Origin of the sequence: Lacrimispora sp. (assembly GCF_031982545.1) — a bacterium.
Classification (GTDB): Bacteria; Bacillota; Clostridia; order Lachnospirales; family Lachnospiraceae; genus Lacrimispora.
This window is the reverse complement of the sequence record NZ_DALYXB010000004.1, coordinates 103,828-129,986: the sequence shown is the minus strand read 5'-3', so window position 1 is coordinate 129,986 and position 26,159 is coordinate 103,828. Positions and strand designations below refer to the sequence as shown.

The following is a 26,159-nucleotide window of genomic DNA, read 5'->3' as shown; positions in this document are numbered from 1 at the left end:
CCCCCTTATTATTATGTATCCCGTCTGATTAAAATTCCCTTCATGAATTCTGTTTCGTTGTGAGTATGAAAGATAATTTCTTTTTCTTCTTCTGTGCAGCCGATCAGAATCTTTATTTCAGAATCCCGTTTTACTAAATCAACAATACACATAATTGCATCAATTCTTTGTTTTTCCCCAGTACCTACCCAGACGTCTATGCCTTGTCCATCCATGGAAGATGTGTTATTTAAATATCCATAATCAACTTTGTATATAAAATCAGAATATTTTGGATGAACAGATCCTTTAGGTCTGTCAATAACAATTTCAGAATCACTCACCAGTTGATCCAATGCAGTCCAAAAATCAGGATTCACTTAAATTGCCTCCTTTCTCATTATAAAAATGACTTAGATTGTCTGATACTTCCCGCCATAGTTTCCAGACATTGTCTCCATAATTACTCACTATCGTTATCAGTAACTGACTTTTCTTATCAAAGGCAGATTTGAAACTTACACCGGGATCACAACCCTGGAAATAGGGATTAAAATCATTTCCCGCTTTCTTCAGCCATATTCCATAGCCATAACACTGACTTTCTCCGCCGTGATCCGATAACATGGTTTCTGTCATGGCAGGAGACAGTAGTTGGCAGGATAGAAGGCTTTTCCAGAATAAACGGATATCTCCGATTGTTGTAAAGGCGCCTCCGGCACCCGTTCCTTTTACTTCTACACTGTATATATTTGTACGGAAGTCACTTCTTTCCTGATCAAATATGTAATTAAAGGCGCATTTTGCGGGCAGTCTGTCCAGTTCATAATATCCGGTATGTTTCATCTTACAAGGAACAAATATGGATTCTTCCAGATACCGGTCAAATTCCATTCCGGTGATTTTCTCAAGAATCATCGCCAACACCACAAAACCGGTATTATTATATTGGAATTTGCTTCCTCTGGGATACATCATCGGCTTGTGAATAAAAAGCGGCAGCAGATCTTTGTTGGAACGTATTCTGTAGTTTGGAAAGTCCTGCCACAATTCTTCATATTCTGTCATTACAGATTCATCGAAATAGTCTGGTATTCCGGAGGTATGGGTAAGAAGCTGCTCAACTGTAATTCCTTCGTCAATCTGCTCTAAATCAAAATCAAAGAATGAACCGATTCTATCTTCCAGGCGAAGCAGTCCCTTTTCAATCAGCTGCAGGATTCCAACAGCCACAAATACCTTTCCTGCAGAAGCTGTTGCAAATCTGGTCTCCATATCATTCAGTACCTGATTGGACAGATCTGCATATCCGTATGCCTTTTCAAATAACATCTCATCATTCTGATAAATGGAAATACAACCTCGAAAATCTGCTGGAATTATTTTATCAATACTCATATAGATATCTCCTTTTCAGTCCTATATGTTTCTTTCATAGTACCAAAAAATTATAGTAAAGTATAGAACCTTTTATTTTTAAATCGATAAATACGTCGCATGTATTCTGGGCTATAAAATTAAAAAACAACGTTAAATCCTTGATAACAAATCAAATATTGACTTTTTAATCGAATAATGATAATTTTATATTAAAATACGTCATATGTATAATGAATAAAAAGGGGAATAAATACGATGGAATTAAGAAGTCAGCAGGTAAGAAAGATTGCTCCAGAAATGGACCCGTTAAAAATGGGAATGGGCTGGTCTGTGGATGATTTGGAGAGACCGCAGATTATAATTGAAAGTACCTTTGGAGAAAGTCATCCGGGAAGTGCCCATCTTCTGGAACTGGTGGATCAGGCAGCAAAGGGTATCTATGAGTCTGGGGGCAGGGGCGCACGTTATTTTGCCACAGATACGTGTGACGGCATGAGTCAGGGGCATGACGGAGGAAATTATTCTCTGGTATCCAGAGATATGATCTGTAACATGATTGAAATACATAATAACGCAACTCCTTATGATGCAGGGGTATTTGTGGCAAGCTGCGATAAGGCAGTACCAGCCCATCTCATGGGAATTGGCAGAATTAACATTCCCTCCATCGTTATAACAGGCGGTGTCATGGATGCAGGTCCGGATCTTTTAACTCTGGAACAGATTGGAATGTACAGTGCCATGTGTAAAAGAGGAGAAATCTCTGAGGAGAAACTTACCTGGTATAAGCACCATGCCTGTCCCTCCTGCGGGGCCTGCTCCTTTATGGGAACAGCTTCCACCATGCAGATCATGGCAGAAGCCCTGGGTCTCATGCTGCCGGGAACGGCACTTATGCCTGCCACTTCAAAAGAATTGAAAATTAAGGCGAAAGAAGCAGGCGTTCAGGCAGTATGGCTTGCAAGGAATGGCTTAACTCCCAGGGAAATGATAACCGTGGAGTCGTTTGAGAATGCGATTATGGTCCACGCTGCCATATCCGGTTCTACTAATTCATTGCTTCACATTCCTGCCATTGCCCATGAACTGGGGCTCACCATTGATGCCTATACCTTTGACCGGATTCATAAAAACGCCCATTACCTTCTTGATATCCGCCCAGCAGGAAAATGGCCGGCTCAGTACTTCTACTATGCAGGAGGTGTACCGAGAATCATGGAGGAGATAAAATCCATGCTCCACTTAGAATGTATGACAGTGACTGGAAAGACTCTGGGGCAGAACCTGGAGGATTTAAAGAAGAATAGTTTTTATGAGACATGCGACGATTATTTGAAAAAAATAGGGATTAAGCGGACGGATGTAATCCGTTCTTTTGATGATCCCATTGGCAAAAACGGAACTGTTGCCATTTTAAAAGGCAATTTAGCGCCTGATGGGGCAGTTGTCAAACACAGTGCAGTAGCGAAAGAGATGCATCATGCAGTATTAAAGGCAAAACCTTTTGACAGCGAAGAGGAGGCTATGGAGGCAGTGCTTCAGGGAAAGATTAAGCCTGGTCAGGCAGTAATAATCCGTTATGAAGGTCCAAAAGGAAGCGGAATGCCGGAGATGTTTTATACCACCGAAGCCATTTCCTCTGATCCCGTTTTATCAAAATCCATTGCACTTTTAACAGACGGCAGATTCTCCGGTGCTACAAAAGGTCCTGCCATCGGACATATTTCACCGGAAGCCGCGGGTGGAGGTCCTATTGCATTAATTGAAGAAGATGATCTGATCGAGATTGATATACCGGGGAGAAGTCTTCGGATTACGGGGATAAAAGGGAAAGCGATGAGTGGGGAGGAGGTAGACCGGATTTTAGAAGAACGGAGGAAAGTCTGGAAGCCAAGAGAAGACAGAATAAAATCCGGTGTTCTTAAAATCTTCTCCAGGCATGCAGTATCGCCTATGAAAGGCGGATATATGGAATAAGAAAACGGGTGGAAGGAAAACAGGAAAAAATCCCTGGATTCCTTCCGCCCGTTTTTTACTGAAGCTGTTTGATTGATGGGAAATAGCGGAACAATACTTTGGCAATAATCTTTTTCTTTTTCACGTACTTATTTTTCCACCTTCTGGCATCAGCCGAATAATTCCGGTTGTCACCCAGCATGAAGTAAGAATCTTCAGGCACCTCATAATGAGCGGCTGGTTCAGGCTCCATGGGTTCGGGCAGATATGGCTCATCAAGTGGAGTGTCGGAATTATTAATATAGACTTTTCCGTCCCGAATATCAATGATGTCGCCCGGGAGACCAATGACACGCTTTACATAATAAGTCTTTCCAGTAGGATCGTCAGGAAAATGGAAGATGACAATGTCGCCCCGTTCCGGCTCTTCAAAGTAATAGGAAAGTCTGGAGCCGATAACCCGGTCGCCGGTCATAATGGTCTTTTCCATAGAACCGCTTGGAACCCTGCTGTTTGCAATAATAAAATTGTTCAGCAAAAATGCAATGACGGCAGCTGTAATAATTATTTTAATCCAGCTGATAATCTCTTCTTTCCAGTTAAATGGTTCCTGTGGCATGTTTTCTTCTCTTTTCATAATGTTCTCTTCTTTGCTTTCTTCGTAGTTCTGTATCAAAGTTTAAATGAGTTTGGATAATTGTGCAAGGGGTTTCACAAAATGGTAAGAAAATATTCACAATCATTCATGAAATGTCCATAATCATGTGGTAAAGTTTATTCCATAAAAACACTCACATCTGGGGGAAGCTGGATATGGAAAAAAGAGGAAAAAGCACAGACAAAAAATTGATTATCAGTTCGGCAGTCTTACTTATATCGTCGTTTACATTCCAGATTCTGGCCAGAACAGTATCTGGAGTCGGGGACTGGTATGCGAAACTGATTTATCCGGTGATGGTAGGAAGTATAGGAAGATTATCAGGCCTATTTCCTTTTGCAGTGGTTGAAATTTTATCCTATGCGCTGATCCTGTATTGCCTTGTATATGGAATCCGGCACTTCAGAGAAGGAAAGCGCCTTCTGATCCGGATCCTGTTTTTAATTGCGTGTCTGTTTTTTCTATTTACCTTCCACTGCGGAATTAATTATTACAGAACTCCGTTTTCTAAAACATCGGGGCTGGAGATGAAAAAGTCCTCAGAAGAAGAACTGAAGAATCTCTGCCTTTTTCTGACAGAGATTGTCAACGGAATGTGTGAAGAAGGAATTAACGAGCAGGTGGATACGGCTGTTGTGAAAAAAGAAAGCGTAAAGGCCATGAGGAAGCTGGGAGAGACCTACCCGGAATTATCCGGATATTATCCACAGCCAAAACCTCTGATTTTGTCTCAATATTTTTCTGTCCAGCAGCTATGCGGTCAGTACTCGCCTTTCACCGTGGAAGCAACTTACAACCGTTTCATGCCCGATTATAATATTCCCCATACGGTCTGTCATGAGTTGTCTCATTTAAGAGGATTTATGAGAGAAGATGAAGCAAACTTTATCGGATATTTAGCCTGTATTGGTTCGGATAATGAGGCTTTCCGCTACAGCGGATATTTAACTGGCTGGGTCTATGCCACCAATGCGTTGTCTAAAACAGATCTGGTTTCCTACAGAGAGATCTGTCATCTTCTCAATCAGAAAGCATGGGATGATTTAAGAGATAATAATGAATTCTGGGGACGGTATGAAGGCAAAGCAGCAGAGGTTTCCAATAAAATGAATAATACATATTTGAAAATGAACAGCCAGTCAGATGGAGTAAAAAGCTATGGAAGAATGGTGGATCTGATGCTTGCTTACGCAAGAACAAGGTAAGGAAAGCCACCTGTATCTATTGAAAAATACTCTCTGCTTTGATAAAATTACGGTACAGAATCAAGGAAGCGGGAGGAGCCAGATATGGATAAAACTTTATATGATTTAATGGATTGGGCGGGTATTGAGGAAATCGTATATTCGGAAGCCGCAGATCCCCACCGGTTATTGGGACCCCATGTGACAGGTGCAGGGCTTTTGATTCAGGCCTTTATTCCCACGGCTGTAACTGTGTCGGTAAAAGGAATTAGGGACGGCATACTCCATCCTATGGAGCGGGTAGATGATGCAGGATTTTTTGCGGTGCTTTTACCTGGAAAGACGAAATTCCAGTATCTCTATCAGGTTACATATGACAACCATACCAATGAAGAGCTTATAGACCCTTACAGTTTTGACCCTTACTATACGGAAACAGACATTAAAAAGTTCAGTTCCGGAATTCATTACAGCATTTTCGATAAAATGGGAGCGCACCCAATGACCATGAAAGACACGACAGGCGTTTATTTTTCTGTCTGGGCACCTTGTGCCATGAGAGTCAGCATTGTGGGTGATTTTAACCTGTGGGACGGCAGGCGGCATCCCATGCGGAAGCTTGGTGATTCCGGAATTTTTGAATTATTTATTCCAGATTTACATGTGGGGATGATTTATAAATATGAGATTAAGGCTATGGCTGGGGGGATTCAGCTGAAAAGCGACCCTTATGCAAGCTATTGTGAACTGCGTCCGGACAATGCTTCTGTTATATGGGATATGGAAAGTTACTCCTGGAATGATGAGGGTTGGCTGAAAAAAAGAGCAACTCAGAATATTACCAGAGAGCCGCTTTCTATCTATGAGGTCCATCTTGGGTCATGGCTTCGCAAGGAAGCAGAATATAACAGTGACGGGGAGCCTTTAAATGGCTCGGAATTTCTCAATTACCGGGAGATTGGTAAGAAGCTGGTATCATACGTAAAAGAAATGGGCTATACTCATGTAGAGTTGCTTCCTGTGATGGAACATCCCCTGGATGCTTCCTGGGGGTACCAGGTAACGGGCTATTATGCACCTACCAGCCGTTTTGGAACGCCCGATGATTTCAAATTTTTAGTAGAGTTTTTGCACCAGGAGGGAATTGGTGTGATTCTTGACTGGGTTCCGGCTCATTTTCCAAGAGACAGCTTTGGACTAGCCTGTTTTGACGGTACCTGCGTTTATGAGCATAAAGATCCCAGGCAGGGAGCTCACCCACACTGGGGAACTCTGATCTATAATTATGGACGCCCTCAGGTGACTAATTTTTTAATTGCCAATGCCCTGTACTGGGTGGAAAAATATCATGCAGATGGGATCCGCATGGATGCAGTGGCTTCCATGTTGTATCTGGATTATGGGAAAGATCCAGGCGAATGGATCCCCAATCTTTACGGTGGAAATGAGAATCTGGAAGCAGTGGAATTTTTAAAGCACTTAAACTCCATTTTTAAAAACCGTAAAGATGGTGCTGTTTTGATCGCAGAGGAGTCCACAGCCTGGCCCAGAGTTACTGGAGATCTAAAAGAGGAAGGGCTGGGATTTGATCTTAAATGGAATATGGGCTGGATGAATGATTTTACCGGCTATATGCAGTGTGACCCTTATTTCAGGAAGCATCATTATGGTGAATTGACCTTTAGCCTTCTGTATGCCTACAGCGAAAATTTTATACTGGTTTTCTCCCATGACGAGGTGGTTCATTTAAAGGGATCTATGATTGGAAAGATGCCCGGTGATACACTGGAGAAGAAGGCAGCGAACCTAAGGGCGGCTTATGGATTTATGGCAGGGCATCCGGGGAAAAAGCTTTTGTTTATGGGCCAGGAATTTGGACAGATCCGGGAGTGGGATGAAAACAGAAGCCTGGACTGGGAGCTTTTAGAAGAAACTCTGCACAGCCAGTTGAGGGAGTATGTAAAAGCCCTGAATCACCTCTATTTAAGCCAGCCAGCTTTGTATGCCCTTGATTATGATCCGGAAGGTTTTGAATGGGTGGAGTGTACAAAATCCGGAGCCAGTATCATTGTATTCTTAAGAAAAAGCAAAAAGAAAGAAGAAACCCTTCTTTTTGTCTGTAACTTTGACACCATGTTACATGAGAAATACTGCATAGGTGTTCCCTTTGAAGGAAAATATAAGGAACTGATTAACAGCAGTGACCAGGCATTCGGTGGAGAAGGATACCGGAATAAGAGAGTAAAGATATCGAAAAAGAAAGAAGCAGACGAGCGGGAAAATTCCATTGAAATTACCGTGGCTCCTCTCAGTGTAGCCATATTTTCCTGCACGCCTGTAAAAGTGAAGAACACAAAAAGTGTTGTAATAAAAAAGCATAAGAAAGTGAAACAGGAGAATCTGATATGATCGCACATTTGATTGCTGCTGCAGCGGCACAGGAAACCACTGCGGCGCCCCAGGAAACCATTGCAGCACTGCAGGAAGTACAGGAAAACCTGGAACAATTAAAACCCAATGTTATGTTGGAAACCATAAAAGGCTGGATGCCTTCCATTATTTCATTTGGAATAAGTATTTTACTTGCAATCGTAATTTTTTTTATTGGATCAAGAGTGATTAAAATTTTGCATGGCATGCTGAACCGTTCTTTTAAAAAAGTAGATATGGAGGTCAGCGTAAGAAAATTTCTTCTCTCTGTATTAAATGCGGTTATGTACTGCCTTCTGGCATTTATCATCGCAGGCCAGGTGGGGGTGAATTCTGCTTCTATCGTGGCGCTTCTTGGTTCTGCCAGTATTGCCATCGGTCTTGCTGTCCAGGGAAGCCTTGCAAATTTTGCGGGAGGGGTCTTAATCCTTCTTATGAAGCCGTTTCGGGTAGGGGATTATATTGTATCAGAATCAGGAGAAGGAACTGTTCGTACCATTGGTCTGGTCTATACTATTCTTACTACAGCAGATAATAAGCAGGTTGTGATACCAAACGGGACGCTTTCCAACTCACCGCTTACCAATGTAACAGCCATGGATAAACGCAGACTTGATATTCTTGTGGAGATTGGCTATGGAGCGGATTTAAAAAAGGCGAAGGAGCTGCTTCAAATGATTTTTGACAGTCAGCCTCAGGTAAAAAAGGATGAACCCATTGATATTTTCGTCAATGCATTATCGACTAATTCGGTGACGATTGGGGGAAGGGGCTGGACTTTAGTGGAAGATTACTGGACAGCCAGGTGGAAGATTTTAGAGAGGATTAAGCTGGAGTTTGATGAGGCGGGGATTGAGATCCCTTACAGCCAGCTGGATGTTCATATTAAAGATGGTGGAAGGTAAATAGAAAGCAGCATGTTCTGAGAATTTCTCTGAGAGCATGCTGCTGCTTTTATTTATTTAATGCTGTAGGTTACAGTAACCTGTGCTGTTACACTGATCTGACCAGGCTCAATGGCTAATGCTTTGGCACCTGCCTCAAGGGAAGCTGTGGCTGAGTCAGCGTTATAAGTAGTATAGCGGTTCTCATTGTAAGAACTGATTTCCTGTACATTTGTGACCTCACCAAGAGATTTTCCGCTTGCTGCGGCCATAGCCTCGGCTTTTACTTTCGAGGATTCAACTGCCTTTTTTAAGGCTTCCTGATAGGACTCATCATATTTGCTGGACAGGTAAGAAATGCGGTCTATGGTATTGATGCCCGCCTCGATGGAAGAGGAAAGGAGAGTGCCCACCTGATCCATAGGAATATCTGATACAACAATACCAGTTCTCATCTCATATCCAGTTATTTTTTGTCCGTTGTTCCAGTCGTAAATAGGCTGAAGGCCGAAGCTGGAAGTCTGAATGGATTTTTCATCAATGCCTGTGCTTTTTAAAAAGCTGAGTACTTTATCTACATCAGTGCTGTTTAAATCCTGAACTGATTTTGGATCTGCGGCCTGGGAAGAAACTGCAAAGCTGACTTCAGCTTTGTCAGGAACAACCTTTATTTCCTCCTGACTTTGTACCTGTATATTGTTCTGGTTCTGTGCGTTTACAACCGCCTGGGGAGCTGGGGCAGCGCCGGTCGCCTGGGTGCAGGCAGTTAAGCCGATTACTGCGGCTGCTGCAGCAGCTGCTGCCAGTGGTTTATTCATTTTTCTCATAATAAAATCCTCCTATTGTTGTAGTAGTTGCTGCTTTGTTGTTACATCCTTATTCTACATGAAATTCAAAAAATTAGTATTTCTTTTCTCTTAACATTCCGGGTCGAAATTCCTATGATTTATTTACAAAAAAATCCTGAGGAGGCAATGGTTGCCATTCCTATGGCTTTATGATATTGTTAACCCATAAGAACGTTGAAATATAGGAAAAATGTGTAGATAAAGGAGACTGGTTTATGCGGAAATGCGGTATGTTGCTTCCGGTTTCAAGCCTTCCGTCCAAGTACGGAATCGGAGCGTTTTCAAAAGAGGCATATGAATGGATTGATCTGTTAAAAAAGGCGGGGCAGCATTACTGGCAGATTCTGCCTCTTGGACCTACAGGATATGGGGATTCTCCTTACCAGTCTTTTTCCTCCTTTGCAGGGAATCCTTATTTTATCGATCTGGAGGAACTGGTCAGAGAAGATTTAATTACAGTCACACAGTGCAATCTGCTGAATTTTGGGGAGGATGCCTCATCTGTAGATTATGAAAAGATATATGAGAACCGTTATCCATTGCTTAAGCAGGCATATGAGTCCTGGAAAGGCAAGGGGAATTCTGCAGAAGCAATGTCAGGAACTCTGAGTGAGGAAACGGTATGGTATTGCTTTTATATGGCATTAAAGGATCATTTTCAGGGGAAATGCTGGATTCACTGGGAAGAGGATATTCGTTTGAAAAAAGAAGAGGCAGTTGAACATTATAAGAAGCTGCTTGCTGATGAAATGGGCTTTTATATCTTTCTTCAGATCAAGTTTTGGGAACAATGGAAGAAGTTAAAGGCCTATGCTGGTGAACAGGGAATCCGGATTATCGGCGATCTTCCTATCTACGTGGCATTTGACAGCGCAGATGCCTGGGGACATCCGGAACTGTTTCAGTTTGATGAAAAAGGATATCCGGAGGCTGTAGCCGGCTGTCCGCCCGATGCATTTTCTGCTACTGGCCAGCTGTGGGGCAATCCCCTTTACCGCTGGGACTATCATAAAGAGACTGGCTATGAATGGTGGATGAAGCGTCTGGAATACAGTTTTAGTCTCTATGATACCGTGAGAGTGGATCATTTCCGGGGATTTGATGAGTATTACCGCGTACCTGCAGGAAGAGAAGATGCCATGGTGGGAACCTGGGAAAAGGGACCGGGAATCCAGCTGTTTACCCAGTTAAAAGAGAGATTTGGTGATCTTGACATCATTGCAGAAGATCTGGGATTTCTGACACCGTCGGTACTTGAGCTTCTTTCAGAAACAGGTTTTCCGGGAATGAAGGTTTTAGAATTTGCTTTTGACGCCAATGGCGAAAGCATTTATCTTCCCCATAATTATTCGAAAAATTGTGTTGTTTACACCGGCACTCATGATAACCAGACTCTGAAAAGCTGGTATGAGGATATCTCTGAAGCAGACCGGAATTTCAGCCGCAGATATTTAAATAACTACAATACCCCTGGTGATGAGATTCACTGGGATTTCATCAGGCTGGCCCTTGCAAGTGTGGCAAATCTTGCTGTAATACCGGTGCAGGACTATCTGGGAACTGGCAGGAACGGGAGAATCAATGAACCGTCTACCCTTGGGAATAACTGGAAGTGGCGCTTGATACCAGGTGAGATAACAGAAGATCTTGTACTTAAGTGCAGAGAGCTGGCGCTTTTGTATGGAAGAAAATAATAAAGCCGGATCCGTGCCTTTACAGGGTAACATGGATCCGGCTTTTGCCGTATAAGCAAATCGATTATTTCTTTTTGCCTGTATTTGACTTGGAAGTAGATTTCGTAGTGTCAGTACTCTTAACAGACTCTTTCGAGGATTTGGTACTGTTTGTCGTTTTGGTATTGTTAGTTGATTTTGTAACGCTGGTTGATTTTGTATCGTTGGTTGATTTTGTATCGCTTACTGATTTCGTTTCTTTTGTTTCTTCTTCAGCATCGGATTCTAAGGAAGTATCTGTTTCGGCAGTGTCTCCATTTTCTGCAGCTTCTTCGTTTTCCATCTCAGCATCTTCGAAACTCTCTCCCTGAGGTGTAAAAGTAACATGAAGCTCGTTGCCAATCTTATCCTTGGCTGTAATGGTGATGTTCTCTTTCTTGATCTCAAAAGTTACAAGTCCGGTACTGCGGTCAATAGAAAGAGGAAGAATATCCGTATTATCCTCATCAGAGGCCGTAATAGAGGAATAATCCACACCAGACTGGGTATCCTCGAGACGAAATGAAAGAATGCCATTATCCACAACTTCGTCCTTAACAGCAGGAGAACTATCGTCCAGAACATTAACTGTTTCATAGGATACGGACTTCATTTTATTAAATCCGGTCAGCTTTACTTCCAGTGTTCCGTTGTTTTTTAATGTCGTTTTATAAGTACTTCCCCCTGTCTTGGTTAATTCAATTGGGGTACTGTCCAGGGAAACTTCCATAGTCTTTATGGGAAGAAGGGATTTCACCTTTAATTCCATCGTGGTAGAAATAAAATCGCTGCTTTCACCAATGGTAATCTCTGCCTTCGGGCGGGCGGTTACCAATATAAAGATGAATCCGTTAATTACGATGAAAGGGAGTACATAAAACAGAAGGACCGAAAGAAAACCGCTTTTTCCGTTGTCACGCCGGTATCCGGAGCTTGTCCTGCGGCGATCCGGTCTGGTTTGATTGTTATACTGAGCCATATGAATTCAAATTCCTCCTGATAATTATTCCGTTACCTAGCATAGCAGAAAATAGGGGATCTTACAAGTTTATATGATAAATTGTAATAATTTAATTTATTCTTACGGAATGCCGTGTTTATGCGTGTTTACAAGTATTAATATACCGGGGGAATGTGACCGGAATTTAATGGATCTGTGAAGAGATTATGAAAGAAAGATTGTGCGTTGGAAACTTAATATTGATAGTTAGTAAGCAGGGTGGTATTATACATATAACAATATATTTATATTAGAAAACAGGTTGGAGGATTTATTATGAAATTTGCATTTATTATAATGGGTCAATTTGATTTGAAAAATGATAGGGCATCTATTCATAATGGCGTGGCACAAATTGTGGGTGTATCAAGCGTTGATGAAGCCTGCACTGTTGCTCAAGAATTATGTGTAAGTGGGGTAGATTGTATTGAACTTTGTGGAGCATTTGGTGAAGTAGGAACAAAAAAAGTTATTAACGCAACACAAAATAAGATTCCGGTTGGCTATGTTACGCATTTACCAGAGCAGGAGACGGTATATAAATCGGCATTCTCTAAATAGATTAATAATGAAATTTAAAATTGTATATGTGAAAAAAGCTACTAACTATCAGTATTGAGCTGGTAGTTTTTTTATTGCCATAAACAGAAAGGGGCTTAAGCTGGTAAAACAGAATGAAATGGAGAAGATGGTTAAGCATTTGAAGTATAAAAAAATACGCCCGGACGGGCGCATTTTTTAAAGTGTGCGCCTTGCGGCGCACGTTTCTAATGGGTGAAAGTCCCTAATCCGCCCTAGTAGTGGGAAGGATACAGCCAAGACCAAGGGTGTCCACCGTGAGTTGGAATCTGAAGGAAGGTGGAGGCAAATCTCTGGTCTGACGAACAGAAACCACATCAGGCTATAGTTAAGGATAAGGTTGCACTACAAACTGAAGTCCAATAACTACTCGGAATTAACTGTAGTAAATGTGGCAGATAGATGGAGAGAAAGAGACGTGTGGTACCAAGGGAGATCTTGTCAGCAAGCGAAAACAGAGTATGAAACTTGTAGTAATAACGAATGGCAAGAAGTCAGCAGAGGTCATAGTGTGCGACTTGAAGTCGCGGTTTGAATTGTACGAAAGTACTATCACATCCATCTCGTGATATTCCTACCGATAAGTGCTTAGTAAGAAATGAAAAGTGCAGAGCAATCGGAACAACGTGAAAAGTATGGTAACCACAATCATACCATTGCAAGGAAAAGGTGTGCAGGATTAACAAATGTGAATCGTCATAAGGGTCGTCAGTCAATGAATAGGTGAAAGTGGTTGTTACACCTAAACCAAAAGGTATGAGGTCAAGGTCAAGGTAATTACTATGATGCCATGACGAGATGGACAGAGAACCTCCGGTCTATAGACGGAATCTAAACACACCATGATTAATTAGACAGTGAAACAAGGTAAACCCTATGTGTTCCTTATGGGTAGGCAAATCGCAAGAGATGTACAATACACAGAGGGCAGAGGATACTGGAAAAAGCGAAGGCTTATGTGTAACGCATAAGATAGGGATTCAAGATTTGTCCTAATCGAAAGATGGCAGACTTCCAGTGCGTATTTAATTACATGAAGGAATTGGTGCTTATGAACGGAACTATGTTCAACGACGCGATTAGTGAGGACGGTACGGATATTGAGAGTGAAATGGAACCAGATTAACTGGGAACAAGCAGAATCATATATTAATAGACTCCAAATCAGGATTGTAAAGGCAACATTAGAAGAAAAGTGGCGATTAGTCAAAAGATTACAGTATCTAATAACCCACTCTTTTTACGGAAGAGCTATGGCAGTAAAAAGAGTAATCTCAAATAAAGGTAAAAACACACCAGGAATAGATGGAGTGGTCTGGAGAACGGACAAAGCAAAAGAAGATGCTATCAGAAATCTTGAAACGAAAAGTTTCACAGCATCACCATTGCGACGAATCTATATAGAGAAGTTTGGAAAGAAGGAAAAAAGACCGTTGGGAATTCCCACTATGTCCGACAGAGCAATGCAGGCATTACAATTGCTGGGATTAGAACCAGTGGCAGAAACCAATGCGGATACGGTATCTTTCGGATTCCGGAAATATAGAGGAGCATTTGATGCAAAAGAATACGCATTTAGCATTCTTTGCAGAAAAGATTCACCCCAGTGGATTCTCGAAGGGGACATAAAAGGGTGCTTTGATAACATAAGTCATGAATGGCTTATCAAGAACGTAACTATGGATAAAAAGGTTCTCCGACAATTCATTAAAAGCGGATTCGTATTTGAGGATAAACTATACCCTACAAATGAAGGAACACCACAAGGAGGAATTATATCACCCACCCTAGCAAACATAACCTTAGATGGAATGGAAAAGTTAATTAAAAACATCTACTGGGCAAATGCGAAAGGAACTGTGAGTGTCAAAAATAATAAGTATAAAGTTCATTTGATTAAATATGCTGATGACTTTGTTGTTACTGCTTCCAATAAAGAAACGCTTGAAGTAATCAAAGAAATGTTAAAAACTTTTCTTTTAGAAAGAGGTCTGATGTTATCTGAGGAAAAGACCAAGATTACACATATTCAAGAAGGATTTGATTTCTTGGGGTGGAACTTTCGTAAATATAAGGATAAGTTGATTATAAAACCAGCAGAGAAGTCTATTAAAAAAGTAAAGCAGACAATTAGTAAGATAATCAAAACTAACAAAACTAGCACTCAAGAAAGAGTGATATATTTATTAAATCAAGTGACTAGGGGATGGGCAGAATACCATCACACAGTTTGTGCGAAAGAAACTTTTTCAAAGATTGACCATAGTACATGGGAAATGCTTTGGAGATGGTCGAAACGAAGACATCCAAACAAATCTAAAAATTGGATAGTTAAAAAGTACTGGAAGAACCATAAAGGGAGAAGTTGGAGCTTTATGTCTGATAAAAATATTTTATTTTACATGAATGACATGCCTATTCTTAGAAATTCCCAGTTGAGGTTAAATACAAATCCATTTCTAGATTTAGATTACTTTAATAAGAGAGAAAAAGAGAGAAGATTCAAAAGACAAAAAGCTATGAAATCTAATAAAGCCGCGCTAATCGGATATTATGCGTTATAAATACGTGAGCGGAATGCGGTGAAAGTCGCACGTTCCGTTCTTAGGAGGGGGAAGGATTGAGAAATCACTCCCCTATCCGACACCAAGATGGTTGCAAACAAATGGGAAGGACTGAACTTTAGGAGGTACAAGCAATGAATGTAACTGAAAGTAGATTTAAGAACAGACAACTTCATATGGAAGACTATCTGCAAATGGTATCTGCGGAACAGAAAGAGTATGCAGAAGTGTTCGACTACTCTAAGATTACTGAAAAGAGCGGTATCATCACAGACTATTGGACGAACAATCTTGACAGACAGAAATAATGGCATGAGCAATGCGAAAAGAGAAGAAAAGTACCAACAGTTTGTGAGAGGTTGGGTGAACTACTTCAAACTTGCAGACATGAAAGCACTTCTCCAAGAAATAGATAAGTGGGCAAGACGAAGAATAAGGGCAGTCTACTGGAAACAGTGGAAGAAAATCAAGACGAAGTACAGAATGCTCAAAGCATTAGGCTGTGAACATTGGAGAGCCAAGGAACTTGCATGTAGCAGAAAAGGTTATTGGAGAATGGCAAAGGTGCTGAACCAAATCTTTTCAAATAAAATAATAGCCAAGCTGGGATATACCTCCATGCTTGACTATTATTCAATAGTTTATGAAAACTAAGGAACCGCCTAGTACCGAACGGTATGCTAGGTGGTGTGGGAGGTCGGTAGATAAAATAATTATCTACCTCCTACCCGATTATCTGATAGTCAGAATATAGCTGTCTTTTGTACCAGAAGGCTCCAGCGTAATGGAGAGAGGATTCTGGGATTCAGCAACTTCTTGCGGGCATTGAAACAGGAAGTGAACTCCCATTGTCTGCAGAGGATTAATGGACGTAATGTTGGCATAGGTAAAACCAGTGTTTCCATCTTCTGGAACTGCCTGTCCGGAGTAGGTAAAGCCTCCATTGTAATCAGCGGTTGCTTTCAGAATCTCGTCACACGGTAAATTCTGTTTAGCAAGATTTTTAACATCAAGATCCAGATGAATGTAAACATTGCCTGGATCAGCTGCATAATGGGTATAGAATCCGGATGTATCATCTGGAAGAACATCGTATGACAATTCCACTTTATTCACAGTAATCTCCATGGCATCCGTGGTAATGACTCCTCCGACTGCTATGGGTGTGCCGTTTTGAACTGCCTTTGTTTCTTCCACTGTGGTTTCCGGAACAGTTTCAAGCTGAGCCTTTAAGTCAGCATTTTCCTGTTTTAATTCTTCTACCTGGGCCTTTAAACTTTCCACCTGGGAATTATCAGGGGCAGTTGTAGAAGCTTTACTGCCACAGGCAGACAGGCTGATAGAAGCCATGCATAATACAGGAATTAACCATTTCTTTTTCATACTTTTACCTCTTTTATCATTTGTATTATTAAAAAGCCTAAGGCTGTTTTAATCTAAAACATTATTATATCCTATTTTCAGCCCGAAAGCCAATTCTATTTATATTAATAGTTTAAATAATTAAGTTATTTTACAATGTGGTCTGTTAAATAGTCAAAATCTGTGTTAATATAAAAAAAAAGACAAGGAGATCAGGTATGGTGGAGAAAGCTGTTGCATTTGCGGCCAAGTGCCATGAGGGAACCTGCCGGAAAGGGACTCACATCCCCTATATCGTCCATCCTTTGGAGACAGCAGTCATTGCGTCTTTGATGACTTCTGACCAGGAGCTCATAAGCGCTGCGCTGCTTCATGATGTGATCGAAGATGCAGGCGTTACGAAATCACAGCTGGAAGAAGAATTTGGAAGCCGTGTGGCACAGCTGGTTATGGAAGAAACGGAAGACAAAACAAAAAGCTGGAAAGAACGAAAGAGTGCCACATTAAAGCACTTGGAACATGCCTCAGAGGAGATTAAGATTCTTGTACTGGCAGACAAGCTTAGTAATCTCAGAACAACTGCAAGAGATTACCTTCTTATGGGTGATGAGATCTGGAAACGTTTCAATGAAAAAGACAAAGACCAGCATGCGTGGTACTATATAAATATAGCCCGACTCTTAAGTGAATTAGAAAAATTTGGTGCTTATCAGGAATATAAAACTCTGTGTGAACAAGTATTTGGAAAGAGTCATAAGTAAGAAGTGTAAATATGGCGTTCCAATAAGCCTCCTGTCATATAGATAGATTCATTCTATATTTTTATCTGCTACTTTTCTTTTAACTGATTATACTGCGAAAAAAGCTGCCGATGTTCTGGTAGTTTAAAAGTCATTTCTTTTAGTATTTTCCCCAACATTAACTGGATATACAATCCTTTGGAGAAGTCATGGATAAAGCGATTTATCAATGGTTTGGTTAAAAACCTCTTTTTTCGGCAAACTACCAGATAAAGTCTTTATTTTATGAGTTGTTACCGAAAGGAGTACGGCATATGAACAAACTTTGTATTGTTGTGCCATGCTATAACGAGGAACAGGCGCTTTTATATACCAATGCAGAATTAATAAAAATCATGAACAGACTTGTGGAATCTGGAAAAGTTGATAAAACCAGTTTTATTCTTTATGTGGATGACGGCAGTAAGGACGGTACCTGGAATATAATTGAAAATTTCCGGAAACAGTCAGCCATAATCTTTGGTCTTAAGCTTGCCAGAAATACAGGACATCAAAATGCTTTGACCGCTGGTCTTTTAACAGCCATGAATTATGCTGATATGGTTATTTCAATCGATGCGGACTTACAGGATGATGTCACTGTTATGGAAGAGATGGTTGATTTATACCTTCGGGGTAATGATATCGTGTATGGAGTTCGTAACAGGCGTGATACAGATACTTTATTTAAAAAGTTTTCTGCTCTTGGCTTTTACAGACTGATGCAGCTGATGAAAATAAAGATTGTTTATAATCATGCGGATTACCGGCTTATGTCCAAACGTGCGCTGCTGCAATTTTCTCTATATAAGGAGCGAAATTTATTTTTAAGAGGAATTGTACCTTTGATTGGATATCCATCAGCTACAGTCATGTATGACCGGAAATCCCGGGTAGCTGGTAAATCCAAATATTCATTGGGAAAGATGTTCTCCATGGCGTTTGAAGGAATCACATCTTTTAGCATACAACCCATCCGAATGATAACCGATTTAGGTCTTGGGATAGTGGTGTTCAGTATAGGCGCAGCAATCTACGCATTTTATTCCTACATTACAGGAAAAGTGGTTGCAGGCTGGACCTCTACCATTTTATCAATCTGGTTTATCGGTGGTGTACAGCTTTTATCGGTGGGACTGATTGGCACTTATATAGGAAAGATTTACGTGGAAGTAAAAGAACGGCCCAGATATGCCATTGAGGTAAACCATTTAACGGAGATCAGGCATGAACAATCGTGAGGACAAAGGTCCTGTTCCATATATCAACTTCTTTATTAAACTACTGCAGGGAGTAAGAAAAAAGATAGGAAAAATCAATTCCATTATGGAAGGAAAATATTCTCCTGGCCTTCTTGCATCTGTCGTAACAGTCATTGCGGCACTGATTACCATCTTAATTCTTTTTCTGCCAAATTATCTTGGCGTTGCAAATGATGGATCTACGGATGGAATCATGAAATCTGCCGGTTTCTACTATATAGATAAAGATTCTGATACTAACTATGGAGACTATTTTATAAAAACTTATACAGAAGTTGCATCTGGAGAGGAAGTTCAGGGGAACGTATGGAATAGTCAGCTGTTTTTTTTTAGGGCAGCAAAAGCATTGGATCAGCTGTTTACCCGAGACAGTATTTTTGATATCCGTTTTTTAGCCCTGATTTATTTTTTGCTGTATCTTCCCGCCCTTTACCTCATAATACGGCAAAGCTGTGAACGGGTAAAAAGCTTTTCAGAAGGGGCATTGATTGCAGGAGTGGGGCTGATCATTTTCTCAGATGTAGGTTATATGACTTATTTTAATTCGTTCTATCCGGAGGCGATCTGGTTTCTTGCCATACTTTATTGTGTGGGAGGATATATGTCTTTTCAGAAAAAGAGATCTGGTTACAAAGATTTGTCCGCCCTGGTTCTGATTGTGATATCGGGGAGTGTACTGGTCAGTTCCAGACAACAATGTGCGGTAATGGGTTTTATTCTTGCCATATCAATTATCCGTCTGGTAACAGTTCGCAGAAGCTTTATCTGGGGAGGAGTCTGCATAGCCGGCGCTTTTTTGCTGAGCATGCTTTCCTTTGTCTGTATTCTGGGATACCCATCTGATTTTAGTGAAACCAGTAAATTACACGCCATGACAAGAGGAGTTTTGTTCAGTTCTGCCGATCCGGTAAAGACTCTTACGGAATTTAACATTGATCCTTCCTACGAATTGCTGGCGGATGCATCTGCGTATGATTATCTGCCTTTTGTAAGATCTGGTGACAGGTCCTTATACCATGGCTTTATGGATCAATATACGATTCCTGACATTGGAATTTATTATTTACGCCATCCAGACAGCCTGATTGGTATGATTGATGTTTCCATTAAACAAGGGATGGATATGAGAAGGAGTAATTGCGGAAACTATGAGAAAGAGGCAGGATTCCCCAAGAAAGCAAAAAGCCTTTTCTGGTCTTTATGGAGCAGCTTTAAAGAATTATCCGCACCAAAAACTGTGGGATATTTAATTCTGCTGACTGTCGCGGTTATTATCTTATTTTATAAAGGATATTCCTTGCGCAGGGTGGAAGACAGAAGAAATACAGTATTTTTGGATATGCTTATCATGGTTCTGGCCTTTTTACTTTCCCAATCCATTTTAGTAATTGTTAACAGCGGTGATGCCGAGATGGCTCAGAGGCTGTTTCTGGTGGGACTTTCAATTGATATTATGACCTACTGTGTTTTTGGGGAGTTACTTCATAAGCTTAGAATCGTTTAGAACCAGCATTTGTGCTTGAAATGTGAGGAAAATAATGACAAATAGACATTCGTTTGGTTATCTGCTGCAGGATATTGGACTGGTAATTTTGTTGTTTTGCTTATTTGCAGGAGCAATGGTAGTCAGCTACTCAGAAAAATCCACGATGTTTGAAGCGGTTATCATGCTTCTTGGAACTTTTTTCGTGATTTTATTTTCAGGGTTTAAGCTGTTTTCATTGTCCCTTGTACTGGCTGGAATAGAGGTCACCTTCTATACTGCTTACCGGCTGTATTTATTCCTATCCTATGATATTGAAATTCCTTTTTACAGCTATATCTGGATTCTCATACCGCTTATTTCTGCTGCAGCCATGTATCTGTTCGTATCAGGAATCAACAGACTGGAGCTTGAAAATGATATTTTAAGGAGGCAGGTAGATGAACTGGTTGTGCTGAACCCGCTGACAAAACTCTATAATCTGAGAAGTCTATACAATGATCTTAATGTTCTGGCCGCCTATGCTGAGAGAAACCAGATGTCACTTTCCCTTATGATAATCATGCTGAAATATGAAGCGGAGCTAAAAAGCGTATTGTCCAGGCAAAATTATGAGCTTGTAATACAGAGACTGGCTGAACTCGTGGTAGATACGGTGCGGGTGGAAGATAAGACCTATTCCATTGATCATAAAGGATCTCTGGCAGTCATACTGACCTGTGGCAAAGAGGGAAGTGAGATAGCAATGAGAAGGATCAGAAACCGGATTTCTGAACGGGACGCTTTTAGCGGCATTACAGATAAGGCAATTAAGATAGAAGTAAAGATGGCAAGTCTGGAATACGAAAAAGAGATTTATGAAAACAATATGATTCTCTTTAAACAGAGGGTGGAAAATGAACTGCAGTATGATGTATAAAAAAATATTATTTTATATCGGCGGATTCCTGTTTCTTTCTTTTGCCAGTTTGGGAAAAACTGTGACTTCCCTGGCAGAAGAGGTGCCAAAAGGAGATATCCTGATTATCTTTCAAGATAATGCTGATGATAATACGAAGGCTGCGGTGGAGGATCTTGTAAAACTTCTGACCTTTCAAAGCTTTAAGATCAGTTATGGCCCGGCTTCCTGGGGAATGGAGTATATAGATGGGTTCTCCTATGTAATCTGTTATGATTTAGAACAGAGTCCGCCTGGATTTACCAGCAGACTGAGTCGATATGAAACCAAAAGCACAATTGATGGGAAAATGGAATCGCCCCATATTTTATTTATAGGCAATCAGTATTTCAAAACTTATCTGGACGCCACAAACAGGTCAGATCAGTATGAACTGTTAAACAGCACTGTGGGACAGCTGCAATATTCGTTCTATGGCTCAGAAAATAAAAGTGGTCTGGTCCGAGAAGATTATTTTGTATTTTTAAAAAAATCCTCCTACCAAAATGGCATAGTAACGGTCAATAATAAAAATGGATATTTTTGTGCAAAAGATGGCAGATTAACCCATATCCCTGTTTCTGATAGGAGTAGCCAATTGGTCCGGGCGGTTATGATCAGAGAAGTTTCAAAGTGGAAATGGCCGTATAACGGTAATCCTCACATATTTGCCCAGTACATCTTAATTGACAAAGTTTATCCCTATGAAGATCCGGAAAAGCTGTTACAGGCAGTAAAACTGATGATAGAGAAAAAAATCCCATTTGTGATCTCTGTGATGCCAATATATGTAAATGGAGATTATCCTTCCATGACACATTTTTGTGAAGTGTTGCGTTTCGCACAGGCTGGAGGAGGTGCAGTAATTATTAACGCCCCCATAGACCAGATGAATCCGCTGGATAAGCAGGTAATGCTTGATTATCTTGCCCAGGCAATGACTATATACAACAAGCAGGGAGTTTATCCACTGGCTTTAGAAGTACCGCAAAACTGGATGTTTCATAAAGATACCATCGAAATTATGAGTCATTTTAAAACAATTTTTTCTTCCGATGAGGTGGATTCTTATTTAGGCCAGGAAGATATGAATTATAATGAGGTTTATAAAGACGGACATCAGTGGGTGGGGGCATCAATCCCCGTGGATGATACGAAAGTCAGCTATTTATCCGTTTATTCTACTGCAGTACCCATTGGTCTGGACGAGGATTTTAAGGAAATCGAAAGAAAAGTGGGAGTGTGTCAAAACTCCTTTGTACCATTAAAAAGTCTCTGGGATGTGGAACACAGCTATTGGCTGGACAAACAGCTGATGACTTATAAAAATGGAGATTTGATTCTGAATGGTAAAAAAATGGATTTAAGCTTTAACCCCACTGTTTATCCGGATCAATACAATTACCGCCGTAATATGCTTCAGCGGTTTTCCAGGGATTTGACAACCCAGAGTAGAAGACTGGTAATTGCAGTAGGACTTACTTCCATACTTTTTGTGTTCCTGATTCTCTGGGCCAGATTAAAGAACAGGAAAAATTATTTCTTTCATGATTAGGGAGAGTGCCATGTCATTTATTGATATTCTTGCAATCTATTCCATCTTTGCTATCTGGGGGCTGCTGTTTATAAATATACTGCTCTCTATAGGCGGTTATATTTACATTATGAGAATGTACCGCACGGATGGACATCATACGGTTTTGGAGTACCCAATCGTAACAGTTATGGTTCCTGCCCATAATGAAAGTATTGTGCTGAAAAAAACCATGGAGGCTCTGATAAAATTAGATTATCCCAGGGACCGGTATGAGATTATTGTTGTCAATGACAACTCTACCGATGATTCCGCCCAGGTTTTAAAAACCATTCAGCATAACAATCCGTCTGCAAAAATTATTGTAATCAATACAGACCCGGTAGTAGGGGGAAAAGGAAAATCCAATGCGTTAAATATTGCCCTATCAGTGGCATCAGGTTCAGTCATTGCTATTTACGATGCGGATAATACTCCGGAGAAGCAGGCTCTTAAGATTCTCGTGGAAAATCTCATGTCAGACGATAAGCTGGGTGCGGTGATTGGTAAGTTCCGAACCAGAAATAAATATGCATCTTTACTGACAAGATTTGTAAACATTGAGACTTTGGCTTATCAGTGCATGAACCAGGCGGGCAGATATTTCTTTTTCAAACTGTGCACCATTCCCGGAACCAATTACGTGATAAGACGGGAATTAATTGACCAGATGGGTGGCTGGGATGTAAATGCACTTGCAGAGGATACAGAAATCAGTTTTCGCCTGTACAGAATGGGCTATTATATTAAATTTATTCCTCAGGCAGTCACCTGGGAGCAGGAGCCACAGAAACTGAAGCAATGGTTTAAACAGAGAACCCGGTGGGTAAAAGGCAATTTATATGTATTGAAAAGCAATTTTAAATATGCCTTCGATCCCCATGCAGGAATCATGAGGCTGGACGTGATCTATTACGCCCTGGTTTACTTACTGATGTTCAGCTCCCTTATTTTTTCGGATATTATTTTTGTCATTGGAATTCTGGGACTTGGTCATGTAACCTTAGGGGGATTTTCCTCTTTGCTGTGGGAAATGGCAATTATGCTGTTCGTTTTAAATGTAGCAATTACCTTATCAGTGGAAAGAAATGAATTCAATTTAAATAATATACTTCTCACCTTTGTCATGCTGTTTACTTATGCAAAAATGTGGGTTCTGGTTGTAGCAAATGGAATGATTCAGGGAGTCCGGGATGCGCTCTATCAAAAAGAGGTTGTCTGGGATAAGACGGAACGCTTTGAGGAAATGACAGAGAAAGCCGTAAAAAATACGAAGCAGGTTTGAAAAGAAGGAGACGACTATGACAACGTTGATGGATATAGTTAAGAAGAAAAGAAAGAGGCCGGGGAAAATATCCGCAGCCTGTCTGATGCTGTTTGTCCTGACGATAACCCCTCTGGCGGTGTACGGTTCCAACGTCAATGCCGGGGGACTTAGTAATGCCCGGGAAAAAAGACAGCCTGAAAAGACAGACTCCAAAAAAGAGGATGAAATCCAACTTCTTCCTGTTGCGGAGCCTGAATCTGCTCCGTTACCAGATCAGAATGAACCCGTATATGAACCAGTCGGTTATACCCAGGACAACTTTTTTTTCAGGAAAACCCTAAAAGGTATTTATTCTTCCACGGATCTGTATTTTTATGTGGAAGATTACTGGGATACAAAATATGTATATGCAAAAATTCAGTATGATGTAAGCCAGCTCATAGAAAGCACCGCCTCATCAGTTACCTTTGCCATCAACGATGTCCCCATCCAGTCTTACAAGCTGGAGTATAAAGACGGCAATCCACAGATTCTGTATGTAAAAATCCCCATGGATCAGGTTCGTTCCGGTTATAATTCCTTTTCCATATCTGCTTATGCAAGACTTTTTGACCAGCAGGGGTGCGTCGATGATTATTCTGATGCCAACTGGCTGGGAATTGCTGACACATCTTATATCAGATGCGGTTATGAAAGCAGGGATCCTGAGCACAGAATTTCATTTTATCCGTATCCGTTCATGTCAACTTATAATGCCACTGGCAAGGGACTTTTCATTGCTGTATCTGATGAAGCTGCATCAGGAGAAGTAGCTGCTGCCATGAGCCTGATGGCAGATTTAAGTAAGCAGACTGGAAAAAGAAATGAAATTGAACTATGCCGAATCTCAGATTTAAAGTCCAATAATCCTTCTAATACCATACTCATATCGGATTATAACAATCTGCCTGCCGAGTATAAAGATAAAATGACTAAGGCGCCGGATTCGTCCGGAAATGCAATTGTTAATTTTATTGATGATTCCAATTTAAAGCCCCTTCTTCTGATTACATCAAACGATGACTCTGGTCTAAAGGAAGCAGCTGACATGCTTATGGATGAAAGCCGCCGGAAGCAGGAAACCGGAAATCTTGCAGTTGTGGAAAAGGGAAGTGGAGAGCAGGCGGTTAATGCGGTAAAACAAAGTGATCTGACTGCCTGGAATTATACTCTGGAGGATATTATGGGAAGCGGACTTTCCTTTGTAGGACCGTTTCATCAGGAAAAATATGTCTACCTTCCAGTTTCCAGGGATTTTGTTCTGGCACAGGGCGGAAAGGTAGTTTTAAAGTTCCGATACAGTGAAAATCTGGATTTTAAACGATCTCTGATTACTGTATTCTGGGGTGATGTTCCCTGCGCCAGCAAGCGCCTCAGCCAGGAAAAGGCGTCGGGCGATGAACTGAATTTTGAAATGCCAGCTGATGTCATAGGAACGTCTGCTGCCAGTTTGAAAATAGCATTTGACTTGGAAATTCCTGATTTAATTTGTACTCCCAGGCAGAGTGATATGCCCTGGGCTTATGTATCCAGAGAATCTGCCATATTTTTGCCGCCTGCAGCGGATATAAGATTGTCTTTTGATTCCGGTATTTCTCCTTTTAGCCGGAACGGAAAATTCAATGATGTACTGTTGGTACTTGGTGATAATCCAACTACTGTTGAATTGAATCTGCTGGGTCAGACTCTGGCAATGTATGGGAGGGAGGCAAAACCCTACGGAACCATACTTGTGAAACGGGCTGGTGAATTTAATAAAGATGATGGGGATTATAACATCATCACGGCGGGTACACTGTCTGGAAATACGTTTTTAGCCCAGGTGAATAATAATCTGGCATTTCAGTTTTCTCAGGATGGTAATTCCTTTGAAAGTAATGATCAGCTGATTTTGTCCAGGGAATACGCAGGAAGGATCGGGGTTATGCAGCTGCTAAAATCTCCCTATTCCCTTAACCGGACTCTGCTGGTATTGGCAGGAAGCAGCCAGGATACCCTTAAGAACCTTGAGGATTACCTAAGAGACAGCAGTAAAAGAGAAGAACTGAAAAAGGACTGTGTGGTGATAGATGCCAATCAGAATATCACAACTCTTAAGTTTATAAAAGCTGAGGAAGTGAAGGAAGGTCCCACTCTGGCAGAGAAACTGGTCCGGAATAAGAAATCCCTTGTTTTTACAGTCATTGCAACATCAGCTATGTTTTTAATGCTATTTGCCGTAATCATTATTCTGCTGCGGATACGGGTATACAGAAAAAAGAATGAAGAATAAGCAGATAATTT

General features: G+C 40.9%; 22 protein-coding genes. 16 read left to right on the top strand and 6 right to left on the bottom strand.

The window, feature by feature from the left end:
* Positions 1–11 precede the first annotated feature (11 nt).
* Together ABS301_RS08230 and ABS301_RS08225 are read right to left on the bottom strand one after the other, a co-directional pair.
* A complete protein-coding gene (locus tag ABS301_RS08230; RefSeq protein ID WP_349671762.1) occupies positions 12–359 on the bottom strand; it encodes an inorganic pyrophosphatase in 348 nt (115 codons plus the stop codon).
* Positions 349–1,377, bottom strand: a complete 1,029-nt coding sequence (locus ABS301_RS08225) for a serine hydrolase domain-containing protein (RefSeq protein WP_349671761.1) — start codon at positions 1,375–1,377, stop codon at positions 349–351. The genes ABS301_RS08230 and ABS301_RS08225 overlap by 11 nt, the downstream gene beginning before the upstream one ends.
* Positions 1,378–1,614: 237 nt before the next feature.
* Here ABS301_RS08225 and ilvD point away from each other — a divergent pair, with 237 nt between their 5' ends.
* Entirely contained in the window at positions 1,615–3,336 is a 1,722-nt protein-coding gene (gene ilvD / locus ABS301_RS08220) for a dihydroxy-acid dehydratase (protein ID WP_349671760.1), read from the top strand.
* A 55-nt stretch (positions 3,337–3,391) separates the two neighbouring features.
* On the opposite strand, the gene lepB is transcribed toward ilvD, so the two are convergent.
* On the bottom strand, positions 3,392–3,952 hold the full coding sequence (lepB, locus tag ABS301_RS08215) for a signal peptidase I (protein ID WP_349671759.1): 561 nt from the start codon (positions 3,950–3,952) through the stop codon (positions 3,392–3,394).
* Positions 3,953–4,128: 176 nt separating this feature from the next.
* Between lepB and ABS301_RS08210 the strand changes: the two genes are divergently transcribed.
* The 3 genes from ABS301_RS08210 to ABS301_RS08200 all read left to right on the top strand — a co-directional run bounded on the left by ABS301_RS08210 (position 4,129) and on the right by ABS301_RS08200 (position 8,492).
* Positions 4,129–5,178: a DUF3810 domain-containing protein gene (locus ABS301_RS08210; protein WP_349671758.1), complete on the top strand. Its 1,050-nt coding sequence runs from the start codon at positions 4,129–4,131 to the stop codon at positions 5,176–5,178.
* 84 nt (positions 5,179–5,262) lie between these two features.
* On the top strand, positions 5,263–7,566 hold the full coding sequence (gene glgB / locus ABS301_RS08205; protein WP_349671757.1) for a 1,4-alpha-glucan branching protein GlgB: 2,304 nt from the start codon (positions 5,263–5,265) through the stop codon (positions 7,564–7,566).
* Entirely contained in the window at positions 7,563–8,492 is a 930-nt protein-coding gene (locus ABS301_RS08200; protein ID WP_349671756.1) for a mechanosensitive ion channel family protein, read from the top strand. Before glgB ends, ABS301_RS08200 begins: the two co-directional genes overlap by 4 nt.
* Before the next feature lie 53 nt (positions 8,493–8,545).
* Here the strand turns inward: ABS301_RS08200 and ABS301_RS08195 are convergent, their stop codons facing one another.
* The gene (locus tag ABS301_RS08195) at positions 8,546–9,298 is read right to left on the bottom strand and encodes an SIMPL domain-containing protein (protein ID WP_349671755.1); all 753 of its coding nucleotides are present in this window, start codon (positions 9,296–9,298) and stop codon (positions 8,546–8,548) included.
* Between the two features lie 236 nt (positions 9,299–9,534).
* Between ABS301_RS08195 and malQ the strand changes: the two genes are divergently transcribed.
* Entirely contained in the window at positions 9,535–11,013 is a 1,479-nt protein-coding gene (malQ, locus tag ABS301_RS08190; protein WP_349671754.1) for a 4-alpha-glucanotransferase, read from the top strand.
* Positions 11,014–11,077: 64 nt separating this feature from the next.
* On the opposite strand, the gene ABS301_RS08185 is transcribed toward malQ, so the two are convergent.
* Positions 11,078–12,010 carry a hypothetical protein gene (locus ABS301_RS08185; protein ID WP_349671753.1) on the bottom strand — a complete coding sequence of 311 codons (933 nt, stop codon included), beginning with the start codon at positions 12,008–12,010 and terminating at the stop codon, positions 11,078–11,080.
* A gap of 297 nt (positions 12,011–12,307) precedes the next feature.
* On the opposite strand from ABS301_RS08185, the gene ABS301_RS08180 reads away from it, so the two are divergent.
* The 4 genes from ABS301_RS08180 (at position 12,308) to ABS301_RS08165 (ending at position 15,828) form a co-directional block, all read left to right on the top strand.
* Positions 12,308–12,592 carry a DUF6506 family protein gene (locus tag ABS301_RS08180; protein WP_349671752.1) on the top strand — a complete coding sequence of 95 codons (285 nt, stop codon included), beginning with the start codon at positions 12,308–12,310 and terminating at the stop codon, positions 12,590–12,592.
* A gap of 1,124 nt (positions 12,593–13,716) precedes the next feature.
* Positions 13,717–15,174, top strand: coding sequence for a group II intron reverse transcriptase/maturase (gene ltrA, locus ABS301_RS08175; RefSeq protein ID WP_349671982.1), 1,458 nt, complete (start codon positions 13,717–13,719; stop codon positions 15,172–15,174).
* Between the two features lie 134 nt (positions 15,175–15,308).
* The gene (locus ABS301_RS08170) at positions 15,309–15,482 is read left to right on the top strand and encodes a hypothetical protein (protein WP_349671751.1); all 174 of its coding nucleotides are present in this window, start codon (positions 15,309–15,311) and stop codon (positions 15,480–15,482) included.
* Positions 15,466–15,828 carry a group II intron maturase-specific domain-containing protein gene (locus ABS301_RS08165; protein ID WP_349671750.1) on the top strand — a complete coding sequence of 121 codons (363 nt, stop codon included), beginning with the start codon at positions 15,466–15,468 and terminating at the stop codon, positions 15,826–15,828. Before ABS301_RS08170 ends, ABS301_RS08165 begins: the two co-directional genes overlap by 17 nt.
* Before the next feature lie 78 nt (positions 15,829–15,906).
* Here the strand turns inward: ABS301_RS08165 and ABS301_RS08160 are convergent, their stop codons facing one another.
* Positions 15,907–16,557 carry a hypothetical protein gene (locus tag ABS301_RS08160; protein WP_349671749.1) on the bottom strand — a complete coding sequence of 217 codons (651 nt, stop codon included), beginning with the start codon at positions 16,555–16,557 and terminating at the stop codon, positions 15,907–15,909.
* Between the two features lie 197 nt (positions 16,558–16,754).
* Between ABS301_RS08160 and ABS301_RS08155 the strand changes: the two genes are divergently transcribed.
* From ABS301_RS08155 to ABS301_RS08125, 7 genes are all read left to right on the top strand, one after another.
* Positions 16,755–17,297: an HD domain-containing protein gene (locus tag ABS301_RS08155; protein WP_349671748.1), complete on the top strand. Its 543-nt coding sequence runs from the start codon at positions 16,755–16,757 to the stop codon at positions 17,295–17,297.
* Positions 17,298–17,590: 293 nt separating this feature from the next.
* Positions 17,591–18,556, top strand: coding sequence for a glycosyltransferase family 2 protein (locus ABS301_RS08150; RefSeq protein WP_349671747.1), 966 nt, complete (start codon positions 17,591–17,593; stop codon positions 18,554–18,556).
* Positions 18,543–20,081: a glycan biosynthesis hexose transferase WsfD gene (gene wsfD / locus ABS301_RS08145; protein WP_349671746.1), complete on the top strand. Its 1,539-nt coding sequence runs from the start codon at positions 18,543–18,545 to the stop codon at positions 20,079–20,081. Before ABS301_RS08150 ends, wsfD begins: the two co-directional genes overlap by 14 nt.
* Before the next feature lie 34 nt (positions 20,082–20,115).
* A complete protein-coding gene (locus tag ABS301_RS08140) occupies positions 20,116–20,979 on the top strand; it encodes a diguanylate cyclase domain-containing protein (RefSeq protein WP_349671745.1) in 864 nt (287 codons plus the stop codon).
* Complete coding sequence (locus ABS301_RS08135) at positions 20,957–22,552, top strand: DUF2334 domain-containing protein (RefSeq protein WP_349671744.1); 1,596 nt, start codon at positions 20,957–20,959, stop codon at positions 22,550–22,552. The genes ABS301_RS08140 and ABS301_RS08135 overlap by 23 nt, the downstream gene beginning before the upstream one ends.
* 10 nt (positions 22,553–22,562) lie before the next feature.
* Entirely contained in the window at positions 22,563–23,855 is a 1,293-nt protein-coding gene (locus ABS301_RS08130) for a glycosyltransferase family 2 protein (protein WP_349671743.1), read from the top strand.
* Between the two features lie 16 nt (positions 23,856–23,871).
* Positions 23,872–26,148 (top strand): cellulose biosynthesis cyclic di-GMP-binding regulatory protein BcsB, encoded by a 2,277-nt coding sequence (locus ABS301_RS08125; protein WP_349671742.1) that lies wholly within the window; start codon positions 23,872–23,874, stop codon positions 26,146–26,148.
* Positions 26,149–26,159: the final 11 nt, after the last annotated feature.

Coding starts and splice junctions, on each gene's coding strand:
- ABS301_RS08225 (WP_349671761.1), bottom strand. CDS start 1,377: ATGAGTATTGATAAAATAATTCCAGCAGATTTTCGAGGTTGTATTTCC.
- ilvD (WP_349671760.1), top strand. CDS start 1,615: ATGGAATTAAGAAGTCAGCAGGTAAGAAAGATTGCTCCAGAAATGGAC.
- lepB (WP_349671759.1), bottom strand. CDS start 3,952: ATGAAAAGAGAAGAAAACATGCCACAGGAACCATTTAACTGGAAAGAA.
- ABS301_RS08210 (WP_349671758.1), top strand. CDS start 4,129: ATGGAAAAAAGAGGAAAAAGCACAGACAAAAAATTGATTATCAGTTCG.
- glgB (WP_349671757.1), top strand. CDS start 5,263: ATGGATAAAACTTTATATGATTTAATGGATTGGGCGGGTATTGAGGAA.
- ABS301_RS08200 (WP_349671756.1), top strand. CDS start 7,563: ATGATCGCACATTTGATTGCTGCTGCAGCGGCACAGGAAACCACTGCG.
- ABS301_RS08195 (WP_349671755.1), bottom strand. CDS start 9,298: ATGAGAAAAATGAATAAACCACTGGCAGCAGCTGCTGCAGCAGCCGCA.
- malQ (WP_349671754.1), top strand. CDS start 9,535: ATGCGGAAATGCGGTATGTTGCTTCCGGTTTCAAGCCTTCCGTCCAAG.
- ABS301_RS08185 (WP_349671753.1), bottom strand. CDS start 12,010: ATGGCTCAGTATAACAATCAAACCAGACCGGATCGCCGCAGGACAAGC.
- ABS301_RS08180 (WP_349671752.1), top strand. CDS start 12,308: ATGAAATTTGCATTTATTATAATGGGTCAATTTGATTTGAAAAATGAT.
- ABS301_RS08170 (WP_349671751.1), top strand. CDS start 15,309: ATGAATGTAACTGAAAGTAGATTTAAGAACAGACAACTTCATATGGAA.
- ABS301_RS08160 (WP_349671749.1), bottom strand. CDS start 16,557: ATGAAAAAGAAATGGTTAATTCCTGTATTATGCATGGCTTCTATCAGC.
- ABS301_RS08155 (WP_349671748.1), top strand. CDS start 16,755: ATGGTGGAGAAAGCTGTTGCATTTGCGGCCAAGTGCCATGAGGGAACC.
- ABS301_RS08150 (WP_349671747.1), top strand. CDS start 17,591: ATGAACAAACTTTGTATTGTTGTGCCATGCTATAACGAGGAACAGGCG.
- wsfD (WP_349671746.1), top strand. CDS start 18,543: ATGAACAATCGTGAGGACAAAGGTCCTGTTCCATATATCAACTTCTTT.
- ABS301_RS08140 (WP_349671745.1), top strand. CDS start 20,116: ATGACAAATAGACATTCGTTTGGTTATCTGCTGCAGGATATTGGACTG.
- ABS301_RS08135 (WP_349671744.1), top strand. CDS start 20,957: ATGAACTGCAGTATGATGTATAAAAAAATATTATTTTATATCGGCGGA.
- ABS301_RS08130 (WP_349671743.1), top strand. CDS start 22,563: ATGTCATTTATTGATATTCTTGCAATCTATTCCATCTTTGCTATCTGG.
- ABS301_RS08125 (WP_349671742.1), top strand. CDS start 23,872: ATGACAACGTTGATGGATATAGTTAAGAAGAAAAGAAAGAGGCCGGGG.